Genomic DNA, 17,903 nt, shown 5'->3' on the forward strand with positions numbered 1-17,903 from the left:
CCTTTTGAGGTAACACTTAACCGAGGACGCTTTTGAGCGCCTGCTGCAATTCTGAAGCAGCTTCATCGGAAGACCAGACAGCATTGCTGTGCCGCCAGGCGATATATCCATCAGGCCGAACCAGAAGGGCACCGGCCTCGTGAATTTCACGAACCGATTGCCAATCGCAGTAAAGGTCCGCAGTACCTTTTGCGCCTGTGACAACGGTATTCAAGAATGGCAGGTTCAAGCTCTCTGCAGCAGCTACCCAGGCCTGACCGGCAAGGCCAGTGATAAGGGTCATTTGCCCTTTACCTACGACATCGAGCGTCGAAATCCGGTGTCCGTTCTCGTTCACCAGCCAGGCGTGAGGAAGTTTGGCACCTGCGCGAGTGGTGGCCTGCAGGTACAGTTCTTTGTCCCTAGCCCAGAGCTCAGCACCGTCTCTTGGGTCTGGCTTAACAGCAGAGGATACGTAGCGCTGATTCAGTTCGACACCTTGAGCGTTGAATTCTCGACTCTTGATTTCCAGCGCCTTCTGCAGGTTCATGCGAACTTCTACACCCTCCGGGCTCGGGTCGCGCATGCGATCAAGCAGCTTGGCGATAGTGTCCACGCCATTGCCGAAGTTGAAGCACTCTTTCAGCAGGGCATAGTCCTTGCGGGACTGGTTGGCACGCGCCACGATCTGCTTGCCCACTGGAGCGCGCTCTGCGGTGTAACTTTCCAGCAGATTCGGATCGGCGAATCCTTTAAGGACATAAGCGAGTTTCCAAGCGAGGTTGAAACCGTCCTGCATGCAGGTATTGGAGCCCAAACCGCTGGACGGCGGGTGACGATGAACCGCGTCGCCAGCGCAGAATACGCGGCCACGAGAGTACTCGGTGGCATGCGCCTGGTTTACATACCAGGTCGACATGCGCTCAACCTGGACTTCCAACTTTGGATCGCCGACCAAGAGACGGATTTTCTCCAAAACAGCTTCTGGGGACAGGTCTGGAGCGCCTTTGGCCATGTCGAAGCCCCAGCCTGCAATCCACTGATCCCACGGGCGAATGGCGCGCAGCAAGCCCATCCCGATTTCGCCAAAACCAGCTTCTGGAGTAGCGATCCACTGAAGGATGCTCGGGCGATGTTGTACGTACTTGCTTAGATCGGCGTTGAAGATGACGTAAGCGGTTCCGGCCCTGGCCATCTCGCCAACAATTGGCAGATCGATCTCTTTAGCTACCTTCGAGTTAGCTCCATCGGCGCCCACCAGGTACTTCGCTCGGACTTCGTACTCGACACCGGTCAGAACGTCCTTCATGCGAGCAGTCACACCTTCCGCATCTTGCACATGGCTCAGATACTCGGTGTTAAAGCTCAGTTGAGCACCGCGGATCGCGGCATGCTTCAGAAGGATCGATTCCATCTCGGGCTGGATGAGATCCAGCATGGTGCATGGGCTGCCTTGGACGTAGTCGCCCTTGCGTTTGTCGCCAGTACCCCAGGTGCGCATACGTGCGATTTCTTCACCGGCCAGGCTGGTGGTGAAAAGCGTATCGCCCATCTGATCCCAAGGTGTGGCTGCTCTGACAACCTCGTCTTCCAGTCCAAGATCACGCACGACCTCCATGGCGCGCTGGTTCGTGATATGGGCTCGCGGCGAGTTCGCAAGCCAATTGAACATGGTGACCATTTTGACCCGTACACCGTAGGTGGCGAGCGCCAAGGCAGTAGTTGCACCAGCTGGGCCGGTGCCAATCACCAGTACGTCGGTATCGAAGCTAGTGGAGGTAGTCATTTATTATTCTCCAGGCATTACTTGTTGATGCTCTGAACTTGCACGCAAGCCCGGAACATGTCCGACAGGTCCCAAAGCCAGCCAGCACGAAACAGCACCGACCTGGCGTTCGAGACATTAAAAAATTTGGGAAACGGCGGGCTCTACTGGGACCCGCAGCTCGGGCGAGCGATGCGAATGAGGGGGAAGAGATTCATGGTACCTCCTGATCTTGTATTTTTTTTCAGGCCATCAGAGTGTCTGGTTCAGCGGTATTAGCTGGCAGGCGAGATCACTCAATTCGTGCTTGCATGCTAGCATGCAAGAGTGGTGGTCGCAATCATCTGGAAATGCCTTTCGTCACGCAAAAAAAAGCCACGAGGTGAGTTCGTGGCTAAGGGTGCAGCGCGTAGTGAGTGGAGCTACGTCGGCTTCACCAAAGGGCAAAGGTGTAATCAATGTTCACACGAAGCTCATTGTCATCCCGATGCGTTGCTCCAGGGCCGAAATCATTGCGGTACCAAGCGTGTCTGACCCGGAATGCCACGTCCTTGAACGTGCCGCTTTGGATGACATAGGAAAGCTCAACGTCTTTTTCCGACTCTTTGAGCTTGTTGCCGCCGAGATTCGGAAGATCAATGTTGTCCCCGCTTACGTAACGCAACATCCCCTTCATGCCGGGAACACCAACGCCAACAAAGTCATAGTCGTATTTGACCTGCCAGCTTCTCTCCTTGGGGTTCAGGAACTCCGAGCTCAGTGTGCCTTCCGTGATCACCAGCGGTTCGGTACCAAACAGATAGGGCATTGCGGTGTCGCCGGTCAGCTGCATGTAGCCAGCGCCTAGACGATGGACGCCGAGCTGGTAGGTCAACATCAAGGCAGTATTGCGGTTATCAACCTTCCCAGCTTTTGCGGATCCATTGTCTTTGGAATCATAGAAGCGGAAGTCGGAAGTGAGCCGGCCTGGGCCCAGCTCACGGTTGTCCACGAAACCCAAGTAGTTCTTGTCGTAGATGTCTTCGAGCTCTGCGTAGTAATACTTGAGCGTGAGGTGCTTCGACCAGGCGTAATCGCCACCAAGGAAATAAAACGCATCAGACTCTGCGGCCCCGTTGAAGCGTCCGTTTGGAGCTGAAACTCGCATCTTCTGGTAGTCAGTCGAGTCCCGCAGGTTGATTCGGTCCAACCAACCCGCGTGCAGAGAAAGATCTGTGATGTCTTGCGAGCGTAGGTAAGTGCCGCGGAAGGTTTGGGGCAGTAGCCGTGTTGGACTTGCGAATGCGATCGGTAAAAACGTGCTTACGGTCCCGTACTGAAGCTCAGTTTTGGAAACCTTGACCTTCGCTGTCAGCCCTAGCTCGGAGTAGTCCTTAGCTGGCTCCCTAGTGGAGGCAGAGAACGGCAATAGGCCGGTGCCGACACGATCTGGTGAGGAGTCAAGGCGTAACCCCATCATGGCTTGGGCATCCAGTCCAAAGCCGACAACCCCCTCTGTAAAGCCCGAATTGAAGTTGACGATGAAACCCTGGGCCCACTCTCGCGCTGCAGCTTGCGGTGTCTGGTTGATGTAGTTGCGATCGAAGTAGTAGTTGCGCAGTGTTACCTTGGCTTTCGAATCTTCCACGAAGCCGGCCGCCTGTAGAGAAGCTGCATGTGCAGCCAGCAGCCCTGCGAATGCAATTTTTTTTGATTTGCTCATGTCGTGTCTTCTTTCTTGTTTTTGTGATGACGCAGTCACGCTTAAACCACCGAAGGGCTCAGCTCAGGGCGTTTCTTCAGCGACGAGAGATAAAGCAGCGAGATAGCCGCCAGAACGATGCCGGGCGCCGAGGCCAACATGACACCACCTGCACCGGCCCCAAGGACCATCATTTTTCCTACGACGAGTGGACCGGTCATGGCACCGATACGGCCGACTGCGAGTGCTGCACCGGTCCCGGTAGCCCGCCCATTAGCGGGATAGAACTGCGGAGCGAGGGCGTAAAGGACGCACTGGCCACCCGTTGTGAAAATGCCTGCCAAGAATCCTGCACCGATCATGGTAGGGAGTGAGGCCGCCACTGTAAGGCAGGCCAAAGAAATCAGGATGCCCCCATATACCAGCGCCGACATCGCCCAGATAGGCAGGCGATCCATCGCAACGCCAAGCATCAACGTGCCCATGGCCGCGCCAAGCTGCATGGCCAATACGACGACGCTTGCCTCGCTCGGCTTGAAGCCCTGTCCAATCAGAATGCTCGGAAGCCAGTTGATGAGGATGTAGGTGACCATCAGCGTGAAGAAGAAGCTGACCCACAAGAGCAGGGTTTTCTTCAGCGCACCGCCCTCTACCAAAATGGCTTTGGTGGAGGGAACTTCGATAGTGGAGGTAGCTGAAATTGTTTGCTTGTATACGTCAGGCAGGAAAAGAAGCAGCAGGGGGACAATGACCAGAGGAACAATGCCGCCTACATAGAAGACCAGCTTCCAGCCAGCCCCGAAATCCAGTAGACCAATGGCGGCTGCCAACGCTGCCCCCAACGGTACACCGCAATACATCAAGCTGACTGCTGTGCCTCGCATGCGCTCACCAGCTGCTTCAGAAGCGAGTGCAATGAGGTTAGGCAACGACGCACCCAGGCCCACGCCTGTCAGGAACCGGGCGAATAACAACGCGCCGAAACTCCAGGCTACCGTGGTGACGAGAGAGAAGATGCCGAACAGTGCAACAGAGGCAATGAGCACTTTTTTTCGGCCATAGCGATCAGCCAGGCGTCCGCCAACGAAAGCTCCTGGAAGCATACCCAGAACGCCAACACTGAAGACCCAGCCCATTTCCAGCTTATCCAAGCTGTACTCGGCAGACATGCCGTGCGCCGCAATCCCTGGGGCTTGGAGATCCAGGCCTTCCATCAGTGCAACGAGGAAACAAAGCGCGATGGTGATGAAAAGTTTGGTCTTATCGGTTTTATCAGTCATAGCGACCCCCTCCGAAGCCCTTCAAAAGGTCTTCAGAAAACACGTGATTTTGGTTTTAGTACCGCCAGTGATGTGGAGTTATGTCAGCTCAGTAATCACTCAAGAAAAGTGAATAGTGGGGCTGATCACTGCGTGTTCGGAGGTGCTGCGATTCGGAAGTATGCGAGGCATTCATGTTGGAGGTTTCTCTTATTGTTGTGTCATAGACCCCCTCCTTTACAGGAGGGGGATTGCTGCAGACAGCTTGCGTGGAGCTGCCTGCGAACTCAGCGCTTCAGCAGATCGAGTGCGACGTCGACGATCATGTCTTCCTGGCCACCGACCATACGGCGTTTGCCCAGCTCGACCAGAATGTCTACTGCCTTGATGCCGTAGCGAGCAGCTGCAACTTCTGCATGGCGAAGGAAGCTCGAATAAACGCCGGCGTAGCCGAGAGCGAGAGTCTCGCGGTCAACACGTACAGGACGATCCTGGAGTGGGCGAACCAAATCATCTGCTGCGTCCATAAGAGCGTACAGATCAGTGCCGTGGTTCCAGCCCAGCTTGTCTGCGGCTGCAATGAAGACTTCCAAGGGAGCATTGCCAGCACCGGCGCCCATGCCCGACAGGCTCGCGTCGATGCGGTCACAGCCTTCCTCGACGGCGACGATCGAGTTGGCAACGCCGAGGCTCAGGTTATGGTGCGCGTGAATACCGGTATGAGTGGCCGGGTCGAGGACTGCCTTCACTGCGCGGAAGCGGGCACGAATGTCATCCATATTCATCGCGCCGCCGGAGTCGACGACGTAAATGCAGGTGGCACCGTAGCTTTCCATCAGTTTTGCCTGCTGCCCGAGCCCTTCCGGGGTCTGCATATGGCTCATCATCAGGAAGCCAACCGTGTCCATGCCGAGCTCACGGGCGTACTCGATGTGCTGTTTGGAGACGTCTGCCTCGGTGCAATGGGTAGCCACACGTACAACACGAGCACCCGCGGTATAGGCTGCTTTGAGGTCGTGTAGAGTACCGATGCCCGGGAGCAGCAACGTTGCAATCTTGGCGTGCTTCACTGCGTCGGCGGCAGCTTCGATCCACTCGATATCGGTGTGCGCGCCAAAGCCGTAGTTGAAGCTGGAGCCTTGAAGGCCGTCGCCATGCGCGACCTCGATCGAGTCGACCTTGGCGGCATCCAGTGCGCGAGCGATGGCCTGGACCTGATCCAGTGAGTACTGGTGACGAATGGCGTGCATACCATCACGCAGGGTCACGTCCGAGATGTAAAGCTTCTTACCGTTCATATCTGCGCTCCTCAGGCCTGGCTCATCGACTGTGCCATGCGCTCGGCGGTAGCGAGCGCGGCAGAAGTCATGATGTCGAGATTGCCTGCGTACGCTGGCAAGTAATGGGCAGCACCTTCGACCTCAAGGAAAACTGAGGTCTTCAGGCCACTGAATTTGCCTTGGCCAGGAATGTTCAGTGGGGCAGACTCAGGGATGACTTCAAACTGCACTTTCTGCTTGAGGCGGTAGCCAGGGACATACGCATGCACTGCGGCAACCATTTCTTCAATGGAGGCTTCAACCTGATCCTGGTCCGCAGCTTCAGACAACACGTAGACGGTGTCGCGCATCATCAGAGGAGGCTCAGCCGGGTTCATGATGATGATGGCTTTACCTTTGGCTGCACCGCCGATCACCTCGATGGCTTTCGATGTGGTTTCGGTGAATTCGTCGATGTTGGCTCGGGTGCCCGGGCCTGCCGATTTGGAGGCAATCGATGCAACAATCTCTGCGTAATGCACTTTGGCTACACGCGATACTGCAGCGACCATTGGAATAGTTGCCTGCCCGCCGCACGTAACCATGTTCAGGTTCTGCGCGTTGACGTGCTCTTCGAGGTTCACCACCGGCACGCAATAAGGGCCGATAGCTGCCGGAGTAAGGTCGATCACTCGAATGCCCGGCTTGCACTCACGCAGCATGGCGTCGTTTTTGACATGAGCGCCGGCACTGGTTGCATCGAAGACGAAATCGATGTCAGCAAATTCTGGCATTTTGACCAGGCCCGCGACACCCTCGTGGGTTGTGGCGACGCCCATTCGGCCTGCGCGGGCAAGGCCGTCAGATGCGGGGTCGATACCAACCATCACGGCCATTTCCAGATGCTTTGAATTGCGCAGGATCTTGATCATCAAGTCGGTGCCGATGTTTCCGGAGCCGACGATGGCGACTTTGCGTTTTGTTGTCATTACTAGATCTCCATCACTCGACACTGAACGACACGCCGACGCGGCCAAGGCCTTCAATTTCGGCTTCAAAATGATCACCTGGGCTCACGCCAACCATTGGCCCCAGGGCGCCAGTGAGGATGATGTCGCCTGCTCTGAGAGGCTCACCAAACTCAGCCATTGTGCGGGCGAGCCAAACGGCCGCATTCAGCGGGTTGCCCAGGCACTCAGCACCACTTCCGGAACTGACGACCTCACCATTTTTGGAGAGGCGCATCGTTGCACCACGCAGGTCAAGGCCATCGATGCGCTGCGCAGGGCCACCGAGCACAAAGCACCCGCTTGATGCGTTGTCAGCCACGGTGTCGGCGAACTTGATGTTCCAGCCTTCGATGCGGCTGCCGACAATTTCGAGCGCCGGGAGAACCCAGCCAGTTGCGGCAATGACGTCTGCGAAGGTTGTAGAAGCGCTAGGCAGGTCGCGTTCCAGAACCAGTGCAATTTCCGCCTCAATCTTGGGCTGCAGAACACGCTCGAACGGAACCACTTCGTTGTCGCCGTACGCCATGTCGGCAAACAGGCAACCGAAGTCCGGTTGGTCTACGCCCAGCTGCGCCTGGACCTTAGGGTTGGTCAAGCCGATTTTTCGGCCCACCAGGCGTTGCCCATTGGCGATGGCGTAGGCTTGGTTCAGGCGTTGAATCGCATAGGCACTTTCCACATTCGTGGCGCCGATGACGTCACGCAGTGGTCCAACAGGCTCGCCCTTTCCTTCAGCTCTGCGCAGATCAGCCGCCAAGCGCTCAAGGGTCTCTTGTGTGATGTTCATGCTGACCTCGATCAGTGGGTGAGGAAGTCGAGAACCATGCGGTTGAACTTGTCCGCGTGTTCCCATTGGGCCCAGTGGCCGCATTTGTTGAAGACATGCAGTTGAGAATTGGGAATGCCAGCAACCAGACGCAGGCCAGTATCCATAGGGACAAAGCGGTCGTTGCGACCCCAAACTACGAGGGTTTCGGCCTGAATCTCGCCGAGACGATGACCGAAGTCGGGGAATTGCTTGAGGTTCGCAGCGAGGCTCGCGGTGAAGTTTTCGAGATGATCTTTACGAGCCAGCATGTTGTCGAGGCGTGCTTGGAACAGCTCCTCCGTGAGATCGCTGGTGTCGTAGACGAAGATGTTCATCATCTTCTTGAGGTTCTCGATCGTTGGCTCGCGGTACAGTCCGTTCAGCAGCTTGATACCTTCAGTTGGCATCGACACGAATGGGCTGACCCCACCGGTGCCACCGCCCATAAGCACGAGCTTGCCTACGCGCTCAGGCCAGGTCAGCGTGAACGCCACGGCAGTGTGGCCACCCATGGAGTTGCCGAGCAGGTGTACTTTGTCCAGATCCAGCTTATCGACCAACCCTTTCAGAACGCGGGCATTAAGATCGGAGCGAGAGCCGGTGCTGACGATCGAATCACTTTTGCTCCAGCCAGGGCAGTCCATGAGAATGACCCGGAAACCGGCTTCTACCAGTGGCTCGATGTTGCGATTGAAGTTAGCCCAGCCGCTAGCACCAGGGCCGGAACCATGCAGCATGACAACGGTTTCTTTGCCTTCACCGCAGTCGTTGTAATGAATATTCAGATCCAGCTCGCCGTCTTGGATGCGAACGAATTTGCTGGTGCCTTTTTCAGTAATTGCAGTCACGATTGATTCTCCGTGAAGGTGTGTTAGCGCTGAGAGTGCGCACTGATAGAGCCGAAGCCTGCGATCCACTCCGGGATCTCTCGGTAGTAGCGATCTGTCGCGGTATATGCGCCGTGGGCAGCGAGTGCTGAGAACGCAGCGACCCAGGCCTTGACCTCATGCGTGGATTTACCGGCCAATTCGGAAAGATGTGCGTTGGGGAGTTGATCCAGGTCGCTTAGCAGGTCCTGCTCAACAACGTCGAGGAAGTACTTATCCCACTCAGGGTTCAGCGGATGCAGGGTGGTCTGGTCTTCGACAAACCGCTCAGCTGCAATGACCACTCGTTGAGTGCGAGCGGTACGTTCGTCTTCTGGCAGATTGCGGCCACTTCCCATGAGCCGATCAGCCATCCGGGCATCGACTTTGGCTAACTCTGGAACTGGCGGTTGGTGTGAAAGGCCTCCCGACCCAAGGAACAGCACCCGCTTGTTCAGAGTGCGGGTGAATCGACCGACCGCATCACCCATCAATCTGACTCGTTCGAAGGTAGGCAGGGGCGGGGCCACGCAGTTCACGAAGATCGGCAAGACCGGATACATGTCTAAACCGCCAAGAAGAAATTCGAGCGGTTGAGCGAAGCCGTGGTCGACCTGCATGCGATACGAAACAGGCATGTCGATGCCATTGCGGAGCAGAGAATCAGCGCAAGCTTCAGCGATAGATTTGGGCACAGAGAGGGTGCCGGCGAGCGAGCCAAAATCGCCTATGGCTTCAGCCGCCATGCCCAGGCAGAAAGGGGGCATGACATCGTAGAAGAAGCCGTTGTAATGGTCTGGAGCGAAAAGCACCACGAGCTCAGGATCGAAAGCAGCGATGCGTGCACGGGCAGCGCGGACCACCCCATCCACTTCATCGAGCACATTCTTGGGCGGATCGAAATGCCCGATGAGGGGCGTGTGCGATAGGCAATGCAGGTAAGCGTTCATCGATACGACACCTTCACGTCGTGCCCCAGTGCAGGCCGCCTCGCACTGGGACGGCATGAGCGTCTCCTCAACTCCCAACAGGGGTAGAGGGGCAACGCCATGCAGGTAGATTTGTTTTTGTCTGCCTAATCATCATGCACGCTAGAATGCTAGCATGCAAGCTTGACGATGCCCGCTCATCGTCGGATGGATCCTCCCCGTGGCAATGGGCCGCGACGTATGACGAAGCGATGGGTGCAAAAATCTGGTTTACTATCCGAAATGCTAGTATGCAAGCCAGTTAGCGAAATGTTGAACCGTGCACTCAGTTCTAGGAAAACCATACCGATGCAAGTGGCAAACAAGAAGACCGCTATCTATCAGCACATTTTGGAACGCCTACTGAGTCGTAGGTATGCGTTCGGTGAAAAAATCCTGGTCAAGGAAATTGGCGAAGAGACTGGTGTCAGTCGTCAGCCGATCATGACCGCGCTGAACAGCCTCCAGGAGAGGGGCTTTGTTGTGATCACAGCCCAGGTTGGATGTGAGGTTGTGCACCCTACACGTTTGGAAGTCGATGACTTCTACCAGATGTTCGCGAACAACGAAGCGCTAATCGCAGGGCTTGCGGCTGAACGTGGGTCCCCTGATGATGTGCTGCGTATGTCTGAGATCAACGACAAAATTAGAAGCATCAACCCAGCTCACAGCGATGCCGCCGACAGCTATCGAACATTGAACGTCGAATTCCATCGCCTGCTGCACGCAATGGCAAAATCGCCAATACTCTCGGCGCGCCAAGTGGCAAATTTTGAGCTGTCCGACTTTTTCATCGTGCAGACCTGTGGCTTCCAAGTGCATTTGGATGCTGCTACTGATGAGCACGATGAGATTCTTGCAGCGCTGAAAACCCGGAACAAAAAGGCCGCAGCCAATGCGGCTGCGAGCCATATTCACAGTGTGGCGAAGGATGTCGTTTCTAAAATGCCTGAGGATGCGAAGCTCGCCTCATAGTGGGAAGGCGAACTCAAGCCACACCGAGTCGCCTTTAGGGCCGTTTTTGACCGCGGTCTCACGCATCCACTTGAGGACGACTCCTGACTTTTGATCGAACGCATAGAAGATCTGGGGGCCAACGGCGAATTTACTCAGCCGATTTCCATCATCGAGGTCACCATGGTCGTAGCGATCGTCGGTGACCTGTTTGGTGTAATAACCCACTAAGCCCAACTGGACCTTGGGATTCGACTGCAGCCTGTAGCCGAGCAGGTAGTCAACGTTGAATACGTTGCCCGAGCGATAGTCGGTGTCATCGTTCTTCGCATTGATGGTGAAGGTGGGAGCAATCGAGACCTCCCAGTTAGGGTGGGGGAACCAGGTTAAGTCGAATTCCTGGGTATAGCTCGCATTGCCTGTCGGACTATTCGCTAACTTATTGCCGTCATAGTTACCCAATGGGACGAAGGCGCTGAACCCCGTTAGCAAATGCAAATTTTCCGAAGGCGAGTAGCCGACATACAGAGGGGTCAGGTACAGTTGCCTGAATCCGGAGTCTGTGTCGCTGTTTCCAAACGCCTCAACCTTGATCTTGTTTGCTGATCCGATGATTCCGCTGCTGAGTGTAACGCCGCTATCAAATTTCACATCCCATGTGTGCACCACCCGAATAGCCTGCACAAAGTTCTCCAAGCTAAATCCGGGTACGGAAGATTTTCCGCTGTTGTCTTTAAAGCTATCCGCTTTGTAGTAGGCGGTGTAACTGTACAAAGAAGTTTCACCTGGGGGAGGCAATATTGCTGGAAGAACAGTTTGTACGCCTAGCGGCCAAACGGTATCCCCATTTTCAGCACCGTAACATAGCGAAGAAACGAGCAAAGAGCAGCCGAGCGCGCTGGCAACGCCAGCGCGAGTTACATAATTTTTCATTGTTATTATCCTATGTAATTTTTACCGCTGAGAGTGGGCACCAATCAGAACGAATGTAACCAGTGCAGGTTCGGTCCCTGGATTTCGCCAAGCATGAATGTTGCCCTGCTGCACTACGATGTCTCCGCTCGCGAGCTCCCTGATCTGTCCGTCGTCCAGTTCGAGGACGAGAGGACCTTTGACGACAATGCCGTAGTCGACTGTCGGAGAAGCGTGCATACCTGGTCGCTCAGGGTCGAAGCATTCATAAAGCCCGAGCAGGTGGCGTTGCTGCTCTGCATGAGCTTCATCGGGATTGAAATCCGAGGACTGGAAGATTGTGTCAGGCGGGAAGCTCACCGCCAGGCATTTAGTTTCACCGGGCTGAGGCAGCAGTGAAGAGGTGGCTTGAACTGGGTCGTCAAATGCTTCAGGAAGGGTGGGAGACGCCTCCGTTTGCCAGATTAAAGAGGTAGCGAATCCTGGAATCGCTTTGTATTCATAGGTCTGAGGCGCCAAATCGTCGGAAAGGAACACAGCTTTACCATTCTGCGTACCCGCAACCACTCGTCTCACTTTCATGTTCGGTCTCCGATTGAGCGCCGCTCGATCGAGCGGCGCTGCTGTTCAGGCCAGGCTGGGATTAATTACAACGTTGGTGAAACCGCCTTTGCGGTCTGCTATTGCATCCATTGCCTCGTTGACCTGTTCGATGGCGAAGACCTCTTGGTCGAATACCGAAAGATCCAAGGTGCCGGCAGCAGCCATTTCGGCCATGTCCTGACCTTCTGCCACAGTGAACCAGAGGGAGCCGATCACGCTGATCTGGAAGCACATGAGTTTGAACATCGGTACCGGCAGATCCTCAGACATACCGCCGATGTCCACCATGCGGCCGCCGCGGCGAAGCGCACCAATCGCCTCAACGGTAAGTTCATGAGGAGCGCCCGGGCCAACCGCATCAATGAAGACGTCAGCACCGAGCTCATCGGTGTGCTTCCGAACCCAATCACCCAGTGGCTCGTCGCCGACGGAAATAGTGAAAATGCGATCTGGGGCGAGCGCGCGTACGCGCTCTAGCAATTGACGGTTTCGGGCCATCGCGAAGATTTTTGTAGCACCCATGGCCAGGGCAAGCAGGACGGCCCCAAGTCCTAGTGTTCCGGTGGCGCCACTGATCAGCACAGACTGACCAGAACACACGCCTGCTTTTCGAAGGGCCGAATAGGCGGTGCCGAGATAGCCAAACCGACATCCTTGCTCGAAGGATATCGCTTCAGGGAGCTTGACCAAGCCCGACGCTGGCGCGGTCATGTATTGGCACAATCCGCCGTAGGGGTAGTCTTCGAAGATTTCTTGAGAGCCTGGGCCAAACCCGAAGTAGCCCTGGAAGGTGAATGCGGTGCAGTTTATGTGCTGACCGCGCAAGCAGGCATGACAGGAGCCGCAGCTACGGCCGGGGTTCACGTACACGCGGTCTCCGACTTTGATGCCGTGCACGCCCTCACCCACTTCCTTGACGATGCCTGCGGCGTCCAAGCCATAGACTGCCGGCAGCTTTGGGAGGGGAAGGTAAGGGAACCAGGTGGAGTAGCTCTCGATGACATTGCGAAGGTTGGGCACCAAGTTGCAAGCCTTCACTTCAACAACAACGTCGTGTGCACGTGGTTTCGGGATCTCGATCGAGTCGAGCTGGAACGTCGGACCGACCTTATGCAGACGGGCAGCTTTCATCATGCTCATTTCTATTTTCCTTATTTTCATTGGGCCAATGGCCCTGGGCACTCACAGAGGGAGCCCTAGCTCCAAAGAGCTAAAGCATTCATCTGCTTGGTAAATCGAGTAGGAGAAGGCTCGGCCAGACGGCAGCCTTTAGAGGATGAGGTCACCCGGTAGCGGGATGACAGGAGTGAGAAGTCTTTGCACGCAATGCTGACCATGATGGGCACCGCTGGTTTGTAGTTATGAATTTATAATGCCTCACTAAAATGCTAGCATGCAAGATATGTTTCGATAGACGGAGCTGAGCGCCTACCGCAATCCATTTTTACCCTGATCCCGATCAGGCGCTGTCATCAGCCTCGCTGATTTGAGGTGTCAGAGTGATTCCGCCGTCTTACATCCGGAGATGTGGCCAAGGACTCTCATGACTAGCCGTCATCCGAATGGGTCTGCTCCTCGCATGCTAGCCGTTCCGGATGCCATCTCATGAAAGTCAGTGGTCCTTTGATTCCGCTCGTGCACTACATGCCGCACCTTGTGCTACAGCTTGAGTGTCTACACCAGCCATCAGGATGACTTCTTCATCTTGGGAGGTGATGTGCTCAGCGGCATAGCGCATGTCTGCAGCACCGCCGAACTCTTCGAAGCCGATCAGGTTCGGAAGGCTGCAGCGCGAGGGCTCGAGCGATCGCCATACGCTCCACCCCAAAGATGGTTTTTATGTGCTTTCGCATATCCCAAGGCGAAATCAGCTCCCGTGCTGACTCCTAACCAAGTGGTTTGTGAAGAGATCGTAGGTGACGTGATGCGAATACGGTGGCCAATCGGTGTAAATCGTCCCGAATCAATCAGACGCTGATCCTTTGGATAGGGCTGACCGCTGGCGATTAGGTCAGCTATGGAACCTTGCACGCATGTCGATCAACCAGTGGCAGCTTTTACCATCGCCTCGATCAGGGCGATCTGAGCTGCCTGCAACTTGTCAATCGCAGCCTCATCATGGCTGATGATGAACTTCTGAATGGTGCTCAAGTCCTCATGCAGCGCTGACTTAGGTGATAAAAGGGTTATCTCGACAGCTGCGGCGTGCAGAAACTGCGAGCAGAGGTTTCGACCATGGGCGGTTCGACCAGCATACAACGGTATGGTCACGCCATTTTGCATGATCACTGCGTACTTAAAGTGCGCATCGTACTCATGCAACCGGGGATGATACTGAGAGACGAAATCTGTGTGGCCGGGATAATCAACGAGCTCACGTCCAAAGTTTTCAGATTGTGTCCTGCCCTTGAGCCGATTACAGCGTTCGCAGCTGACGGCAAGATTCCAAAAGTGCAGGGTGAATCTTGGGTGCTCAGCCCGGGGTAGCACATGTTCTATAGGGCGCGAGTTGCCGCCTTTAAGTAAGGCCTGTCGGCAATAACAACACTGCTCCCCCTGCAGTTCAGCCAGGTGGTCTCGTAGAGCGGACATCAGATCCGATCCGGTTATTGCACCTGCTGGTGTTTGCCACTCAGTCGCGTAGAATTCGGCCCATACATCACGGTTTTCCCTACGCGCAGCATCAAAGAAGCTCTCGTCCTGCATGATCTGCGCTGCATGGGGACGACGCCTCACTCGCCGATGGCATTTGGCCAAATATTGCGCTTCTTCTACTTGTTGGTCACGCCCGACGGGTAACAAAGTCACTGTCCGCTCTCCCCCGTCTCTTGCGCCAGGGCCTGCAACTGGTCCAATGCCTCGCGAGTTTTTTCGATCAGGTCCAGCTCGCTATCAAGGGATGAGCTGCGCAACTGTCCAGTCGCAGCGTCTACGGTGCGCTGCATGACAGCCAGTTCCTCTTCCAAGCGGGTGACGGTCTGTAGATTTTTATCCTCCGCGTTCACAGCTTTGATGGCCTCCGAAACAATCGCGGCACATCGTTCGTAGACTTGTCGGTTGTTCTCAGTGTGGGTGCCAAAGCCAGTGAATAGCACGCGCTCAACTGAACCGCGATCGTGAATTCGCAGAGGAATCAGTTGCTGATCTTGCGCCACAAAGCAGTGATTGCTGGCGCTCAACGCACTCGTAACCAGAAGAGGGGAGTGAGTCGCAATCACCATGTCGCAATCGAAGTGCTCACACATTTTACTCAGCATGATGGGCAACAAGCGCTGCCAACTCACATGCAGACTTATCTCTGGTTCATCGATCAAAATGCGTGCGTTAGGGGTTGCCGAAACGATGATTTTCACGAGTAACGTCAGCATCTGTTGTTCTCCCGAACTTAGCTCGGAGAATGGCGTGACCTCGCTTCGTGCGCTCATGCGTCCCAGCGCAGGCTGCATAGTCGCTAGAGTATTTGGCTGAACTAAATCGATATTTTCACTGGCGAGATCACTCAGCAACACGGTCGAGCTGATCATTAGGTGGTTGTCTCGAACGCTCGATTCAGCTGCGTAGGGCATCAAGTAGCGGCGTGCCCTGAAGTCCAAGAGCTCCAATCCCATGCTAAAGGCGGCGAGTCGATGAGGGTCGCAATGAATGTCATAGATCTTTTTACCCATGTCCAAGGCTAGCTTCTTCAATGACGCGGTTGAGCCGGTGCCGCGGCTACCCTCGTAGCGAAAAAAAACATCCTCTTTATTCTTTTGGGAGCGATGGGGAAAGCGATCATTGAAACCAAATGCTACACCGATGGTAGCGCACCCTTGCTCAACCGACAGCTCTGCAATCTCACGCAGCAACAAGCTCTTTCCCGCACCATTATTTCCAATCACATAGATCGGCTCGCGGGTCTGTCGCTTAGCCGCTAGCAGCTCTGTGACCACAGTATGATCAAGACCAGAGGCCCAGAGGCGGGGGGATTGAGTGCTCAAATAGTCATGCGCTTGTAGCCGTGCATGGTTCTCCAATACCTCAGTCCTCGATATAAGTGCACAGAGGCCCGGTACGTCACGATAACCCTCGCTAAACTCCCGTGTATAGATATTGTGCAGACGCTTGTCACTGGTGTTAGTGACCTCCTGCGAGGACCAGTCGGCAGGTCGGTGATCATTCTCCCAGGTCAGGACCAAGCGAGCCGCGAATTCCGCCAGTGCGATCCAACCCCCACGATGATTGGGGGAGAGCAGCGATCGCATGTCTACCATTAGCACGGATTCCCGCGAAGCGTTCGAATGGGCACGCAGCACCCAGGCGCTATGAGACACGGTCACATTACGGCTTCCCGAGGGGAAATCGATCACCGCAACCAGCATCTTCGATTCAACGAGCCACTCTCGAATACGTCTAAGCTCGGTTTTGGAAGCGGTCCGATCTAAACCGGGAACTACCACCACACCTTCGAGAAAATGATTGCGGCCCAGCAATGCTTCCAGCATCTGGATTGAGGTATCGGCGGCGGAGGCTATCTGCGGCTGTCGATCGCCAGCAGAGGCACGGTTTGCCAGCTTCCGAGGGGCATTGATTAGAACGAAGTCTCCCCGCGACAGCTGTATGGTATTGAAACTCTTCTCTGCGAGTTGCTTCGTGTTGGCATGCAGGAACTCCATGCGAAGCTCAAATTCAAACTCCCAACCCTTGAAGGATCGAATAAAGGCGGTGGGCCATTCTGGACGGATAGTTGACGTGCCGGAGGGGGAGAGTGATAAGAATTCGCCCGTCAAGGCAAACGCCTCGACCCGCCTGCTAGTTTGACCAGCTAATATACTCGAGAATCTGGCGACCATACTCAGGTAGCGTGAGCTGGCTCCGAGGTTAGCGGCCGCGCTGGCGAAAAATAGATAATCGAATAGTCTCAGTGCTTCAACAGGCGAGCGAGGTAATTCACTGTCAATGGCCTGGAATGCTTCCAAAAAGAAGAGTCTGTCGATGACCGGTGCAAAAAAATCTGTCCGACGCGGCAAGTCCATGGTGCTAATTATCTCTTCTCGGATATTGCGCCATTGTGCATCGAATTCATAATCATCTTTTGAGTGAATGAGATCTTTGAAAGGGAATCGCTTGGACGAAATCGATATCAGCTCACGGTCGAGAGCTACAATAAACAGCATCTGCAGCAGGGCTTTGTCCACTTGCAGCTCATCGTTCCGCTCGCGCGAGGCGACGCGCTTCTTCAGTAAACTCCAAAATTTGCCAGCGGAAAAATCCTTTTCATCAAACATCTTGAGCTACCGTTGTTTATTATAATAAATGGAGAATAGTCCGCGCTGTTGGCGGTCGTGCTGTGCTGGTTTTGCTGCGGAGGAAGCTGTTAGCGCGGGCTGGGTTTCAGCTCTTGGTAACCGTATCAATTGCCCTCCTTGCTCAAAAAGCACTAGTTGAATTTGGTTGGCTGGATCACCCGAACCATTCCACAGCCCTGAGTCTGTGGACCACAGGCGCAGCGCAAATCCAGGGCGGGCAGCAAGCGTGCGGCGATCCGAAAGCCCCCTTCGTTATGATCCTGCAATGATAAACCGGCACGGCGTGGGAAGCGAAGTCAGGCTGCGTTGGTATGCGAAACCCCAACTCGGCGATCCGCGGCGAGCAGGGGCATGCAGAACCTAACGATGCTCTTGGATACTTACACCAAGGACTTAGCTGATTCCGTCGCAGCGATGGCTCGGACGGCAGTCCTACTCCGTAAGTGGTGTTAGCCTGAAAAAAAATGGCACATTGCCATTGAATTCTTGTTTTTTACCCTCATCTGCAAGAGGCGCGATTTAACTCGGTCACGGATTAGGGCGATTAAATGTCT

General features: G+C 55.1%; 14 protein-coding genes and 1 pseudogene. 1 reads left to right on the forward strand and 14 read right to left on the reverse strand.

The window, feature by feature from the left end:
• Nucleotides 1-16: 16 nt before the first annotated feature.
• From I8746_RS20225 to mhpB, 8 genes are all read right to left on the reverse strand, one after another.
• Nucleotides 17-1,765, reverse strand: a complete 1,749-nt coding sequence (locus I8746_RS20225) for an FAD-dependent monooxygenase (RefSeq protein WP_221101008.1) — start codon at nucleotides 1,763-1,765, stop codon at nucleotides 17-19.
• A gap of 412 nt (nucleotides 1,766-2,177) precedes the next feature.
• Nucleotides 2,178-3,446, reverse strand: coding sequence for an OprD family porin (locus I8746_RS20230; protein ID WP_221101009.1), 1,269 nt, complete (start codon nucleotides 3,444-3,446; stop codon nucleotides 2,178-2,180).
• Between the two features lie 41 nt (nucleotides 3,447-3,487).
• A complete protein-coding gene (gene mhpT, locus I8746_RS20235) occupies nucleotides 3,488-4,705 on the reverse strand; it encodes a 3-(3-hydroxy-phenyl)propionate transporter MhpT (protein ID WP_139657517.1) in 1,218 nt (405 codons plus the stop codon).
• A 266-nt stretch (nucleotides 4,706-4,971) separates the two neighbouring features.
• A complete protein-coding gene (mhpE, locus tag I8746_RS20240; protein ID WP_221101010.1) occupies nucleotides 4,972-5,982 on the reverse strand; it encodes a 4-hydroxy-2-oxovalerate aldolase in 1,011 nt (336 codons plus the stop codon).
• An 11-nt stretch (nucleotides 5,983-5,993) separates the two neighbouring features.
• Nucleotides 5,994-6,932, reverse strand: a complete 939-nt coding sequence (locus I8746_RS20245) for an acetaldehyde dehydrogenase (acetylating) (protein WP_156867044.1) — start codon at nucleotides 6,930-6,932, stop codon at nucleotides 5,994-5,996.
• Nucleotides 6,933-6,945: 13 nt separating this feature from the next.
• Complete coding sequence (gene mhpD, locus I8746_RS20250; RefSeq protein WP_019437720.1) at nucleotides 6,946-7,740, reverse strand: 2-keto-4-pentenoate hydratase; 795 nt, start codon at nucleotides 7,738-7,740, stop codon at nucleotides 6,946-6,948.
• Nucleotides 7,741-7,751: 11 nt separating this feature from the next.
• A complete protein-coding gene (locus I8746_RS20255) occupies nucleotides 7,752-8,609 on the reverse strand; it encodes an alpha/beta fold hydrolase (protein ID WP_172402805.1) in 858 nt (285 codons plus the stop codon).
• A 23-nt stretch (nucleotides 8,610-8,632) separates the two neighbouring features.
• Nucleotides 8,633-9,577 carry a 3-carboxyethylcatechol 2,3-dioxygenase gene (gene mhpB / locus I8746_RS20260; protein WP_221101011.1) on the reverse strand — a complete coding sequence of 315 codons (945 nt, stop codon included), beginning with the start codon at nucleotides 9,575-9,577 and terminating at the stop codon, nucleotides 8,633-8,635.
• Between the two features lie 327 nt (nucleotides 9,578-9,904).
• On the opposite strand from mhpB, the gene I8746_RS20265 reads away from it, so the two are divergent.
• Nucleotides 9,905-10,570, forward strand: a complete 666-nt coding sequence (locus I8746_RS20265; protein ID WP_156867047.1) for a GntR family transcriptional regulator — start codon at nucleotides 9,905-9,907, stop codon at nucleotides 10,568-10,570.
• On the opposite strand, the gene I8746_RS20270 is transcribed toward I8746_RS20265, so the two are convergent.
• The 6 genes and pseudogenes from I8746_RS20270 to I8746_RS20295 all read right to left on the reverse strand — a co-directional run bounded on the left by I8746_RS20270 (nucleotide 10,565) and on the right by I8746_RS20295 (nucleotide 17,328).
• Entirely contained in the window at nucleotides 10,565-11,482 is a 918-nt protein-coding gene (locus I8746_RS20270) for a transporter (RefSeq protein WP_259674181.1), read from the reverse strand. The two genes, I8746_RS20265 and I8746_RS20270, sit on opposite strands and share 6 nt — an antisense overlap.
• A gap of 21 nt (nucleotides 11,483-11,503) precedes the next feature.
• On the reverse strand, nucleotides 11,504-12,043 hold the full coding sequence (locus I8746_RS20275; RefSeq protein ID WP_221101012.1) for a cupin domain-containing protein: 540 nt from the start codon (nucleotides 12,041-12,043) through the stop codon (nucleotides 11,504-11,506).
• 45 nt (nucleotides 12,044-12,088) lie between these two features.
• Nucleotides 12,089-13,204 carry an alcohol dehydrogenase catalytic domain-containing protein gene (locus I8746_RS20280; RefSeq protein WP_221101013.1) on the reverse strand — a complete coding sequence of 372 codons (1,116 nt, stop codon included), beginning with the start codon at nucleotides 13,202-13,204 and terminating at the stop codon, nucleotides 12,089-12,091.
• A gap of 496 nt (nucleotides 13,205-13,700) precedes the next feature.
• Nucleotides 13,701-13,856 (reverse strand): annotated as a pseudogene (locus I8746_RS20285) (dihydrodipicolinate synthase family protein); the annotation flags it as partial.
• 248 nt (nucleotides 13,857-14,104) lie between these two features.
• Nucleotides 14,105-14,872, reverse strand: a complete 768-nt coding sequence (locus tag I8746_RS20290) for an HNH endonuclease (RefSeq protein ID WP_221101014.1) — start codon at nucleotides 14,870-14,872, stop codon at nucleotides 14,105-14,107.
• Entirely contained in the window at nucleotides 14,869-17,328 is a 2,460-nt protein-coding gene (locus I8746_RS20295) for an AAA family ATPase (protein ID WP_217977029.1), read from the reverse strand. Before I8746_RS20295 ends, I8746_RS20290 begins: the two co-directional genes overlap by 4 nt.
• Between the last annotated feature and the right edge of the window lie 575 nt (nucleotides 17,329-17,903).

It is taken from the genome of Pseudomonas sp. USTB-Z (genome assembly GCF_019691255.1).
In the GTDB taxonomy this organism is placed as follows: domain Bacteria; phylum Pseudomonadota; class Gammaproteobacteria; order Pseudomonadales; family Pseudomonadaceae; genus Aquipseudomonas; species Aquipseudomonas alloputida.

What these genes read in the sequence shown, in the direction of transcription:
- I8746_RS20225 (WP_221101008.1), bottom strand. Translation starts at nt 1,765, where the DNA reads ATGACTACCTCCACTAGCTTCGATACCGACGTACTGGTGATTGGCACC.
- I8746_RS20230 (WP_221101009.1), bottom strand. Translation starts at nt 3,446, where the DNA reads ATGAGCAAATCAAAAAAAATTGCATTCGCAGGGCTGCTGGCTGCACAT.
- mhpT (WP_139657517.1), bottom strand. Translation starts at nt 4,705, where the DNA reads ATGACTGATAAAACCGATAAGACCAAACTTTTCATCACCATCGCGCTT.
- mhpE (WP_221101010.1), bottom strand. Translation starts at nt 5,982, where the DNA reads ATGAACGGTAAGAAGCTTTACATCTCGGACGTGACCCTGCGTGATGGT.
- I8746_RS20245 (WP_156867044.1), bottom strand. Translation starts at nt 6,932, where the DNA reads ATGACAACAAAACGCAAAGTCGCCATCGTCGGCTCCGGAAACATCGGC.
- mhpD (WP_019437720.1), bottom strand. Translation starts at nt 7,740, where the DNA reads ATGAACATCACACAAGAGACCCTTGAGCGCTTGGCGGCTGATCTGCGC.
- mhpB (WP_221101011.1), bottom strand. Translation starts at nt 9,577, where the DNA reads ATGAACGCTTACCTGCATTGCCTATCGCACACGCCCCTCATCGGGCAT.
- I8746_RS20265 (WP_156867047.1), top strand. Translation starts at nt 9,905, where the DNA reads ATGCAAGTGGCAAACAAGAAGACCGCTATCTATCAGCACATTTTGGAA.
- I8746_RS20270 (WP_259674181.1), bottom strand. Translation starts at nt 11,482, where the DNA reads ATGAAAAATTATGTAACTCGCGCTGGCGTTGCCAGCGCGCTCGGCTGC.
- I8746_RS20275 (WP_221101012.1), bottom strand. Translation starts at nt 12,043, where the DNA reads ATGAAAGTGAGACGAGTGGTTGCGGGTACGCAGAATGGTAAAGCTGTG.
- I8746_RS20280 (WP_221101013.1), bottom strand. Translation starts at nt 13,204, where the DNA reads ATGAGCATGATGAAAGCTGCCCGTCTGCATAAGGTCGGTCCGACGTTC.
- I8746_RS20295 (WP_217977029.1), bottom strand. Translation starts at nt 17,328, where the DNA reads ATGTTTGATGAAAAGGATTTTTCCGCTGGCAAATTTTGGAGTTTACTG.